A 1,878-nucleotide genomic window follows, 5' to 3' on the forward strand; every position below is an offset into this window, starting at 1 on the left:
GCCCGGCAAAATTTCAACCAATCAAAAAACAATCGGCATCAACAAACTTGGCACACTATTGAGTTCTCAAACAACAGACCCCCCAAAACATCACCCCGCACAGCGCACCACAAAAGCAGCACACGCAACAAGGCCATTGGAAAAGAAGAGTTATTTTTGGCCGCCTACCGAACCGTACACACCTTCCGGCTTTCCGTTTCGCACCCGGCGACTCAGAAAACAATACACGCCCCACACCCCCAACGCAAATCCACCCCAACAACCACCCAACACACCCCCAAAACCCCCGCCAGCCCGCCGTCGAACATTCGTTCAGAGGCGCGGCAATAGGCCAGTTACGATTCGCCTTCAGTCAAGAAAGTCAGGCATTCCGAAGTGGCGATGCAGACCATCGTCGAGGAATCGCATGATCGATGCGATCTTGTCGCCAGTCTGAGTTGGCTCAATCACCAAGAGTCCCCGGGCCCGGCCCTGCAGATAACAGACGAACGCCGGCCTGCCACCGGCAGTGACAGCAACCAGGGCGTAATTGCCGCCAGGCCTGCCGGCCGCACTGGCTCGGAGGAAATTCCCGACGGCGTGCTGGCCCACGTAAAGTTCGTTGGCCGGGGGCATGGCAAGCCAGCATTGATCAGTGAGGAGCTCAAGGACGGAATCGACGTCGTCTCGCGAGAAGGCATCGGCAAATTTGCGGGCTAAATCGTGGTGGCGTGCTCCGCTCGCGATTGACCTTGGAGAATGTCTGGCGGAGCGGGCGCGCTGAAGAAGACCCTTAGCCGCCGTCGGGCCTATCGCGAGCATCTCAGCAGCTTCGGTAACGGTGAAATTCAGCACATCACAGAGGATCAACACGGCAGCCTGGCGCGGTGGCATCCGTTGAAGCGCAACAACAAACGCGAGCTCGACACTTTCGCGGGCAACTGCCTGCACAGCAGGATCAAGCTCATCGACCAATCCATCGGGGTAAGGCTGCAATTGCGGTTGATCGAATCGGTCGTTGGGCGTAGGTGGCTCGAAGGGAGGTATTGGGGCCGGGCGAGGTCGCCGACGTTGCTCTCTTAGAGCATTTAGCGAACGAGTAGTGGCAATCCGGTAGAGCCAGGTTCGCAAGGACGATCGGCCGGCAAACCCAGGCAACCCTTTCCATGCCGCAAGCAAAACCTCCTGCAGTACGTCATCTGCATCGTCCACAGATCCTGTAATCCTGTAGCAATGCAGATGAAGCTCCCGGCGAAAGGGGGCTACGAGCGAGGCAAAAGCCTCCTCATCGCCGGACCGGGCGGCCTCCAACTCGGCTGACGTCACGCTTCAATCTTGGCACGGACCCACTAGGCCGTTCCGATCCGCTGCGAAGCGGTGTCTAAACAGGAGTATCCGCCTACGAAAGGAATCAGACCATGTCTGAAAAACAGGCCAAAGCCGTCGAGATCGCAGTCGCCTATCACCGGGCCTGGACAACCGGCGATCTGGACGCAGCCATCAAGCACTTAGCCGAGGATGTCACCTGCCATGCACCGTCCGGCACCTTGAATGGTAGTGCCGCTGTCCGGGCATTCATGGAGCCGTTCGCTGCTACGCTCACAAAATCTACACTTATTGCGGCTTACGGGTCCTACGACGAAGCGATACTCATGTACGACACAGCTAATCGGGCAGTTCCGAGCGCACCGGGCGCGGAACTGTATCGCATTCACAACGATCAGATCGCCGAGATCCACATCATCTTCGATCGTCTGCCTTTCGCCTTGGCACGTGGCGACGTAGTTAGGACGTGAGCACCTGATCTGGTTGTTAAGAGCCTGTTAAAGTGGGGAAGCCCCGACCGTGGTGGTCGGGGCTTCCCGTTAATTGTTGTCCGGCGGTGTCCTACTCTCCCAC

At 57.9% G+C, this 1,878-nt stretch carries 3 protein-coding genes; 2 read left to right on the forward strand and 1 reads right to left on the reverse strand.

The window, feature by feature from the left end:
* On the forward strand, positions 1-330 hold a 330-nt coding region (locus ACFX4T_RS25555; RefSeq protein ID WP_377655215.1), incomplete at its 5' end, for a hypothetical protein.
* A gap of 18 nt (positions 331-348) precedes the next feature.
* Here ACFX4T_RS25555 and ACFX4T_RS25560 read toward each other — a convergent pair.
* Positions 349-1,305, reverse strand: a complete 957-nt coding sequence (locus ACFX4T_RS25560; RefSeq protein WP_377655217.1) for an RNA polymerase subunit sigma-70 — start codon at positions 1,303-1,305, stop codon at positions 349-351.
* 92 nt (positions 1,306-1,397) lie between these two features.
* Between ACFX4T_RS25560 and ACFX4T_RS25565 the strand changes: the two genes are divergently transcribed.
* On the forward strand, positions 1,398-1,775 hold the full coding sequence (locus tag ACFX4T_RS25565; RefSeq protein WP_377655219.1) for a nuclear transport factor 2 family protein: 378 nt from the start codon (positions 1,398-1,400) through the stop codon (positions 1,773-1,775).
* Positions 1,776-1,878: the final 103 nt, after the last annotated feature.

This window comes from Paenarthrobacter sp. YIM B13468 (genome assembly GCF_042788025.1).
Taxonomy (GTDB): Bacteria; Actinomycetota; Actinomycetes; order Actinomycetales; family Micrococcaceae; genus Arthrobacter; species Arthrobacter aromaticivorans.

Bases quoted from the DNA above. Each gene is read 5' to 3' on its own strand.
- ACFX4T_RS25565 (WP_377655219.1), top strand. From the start codon at position 1,398: ATGTCTGAAAAACAGGCCAAAGCCGTCGAGATCGCAGTCGCCTATCAC.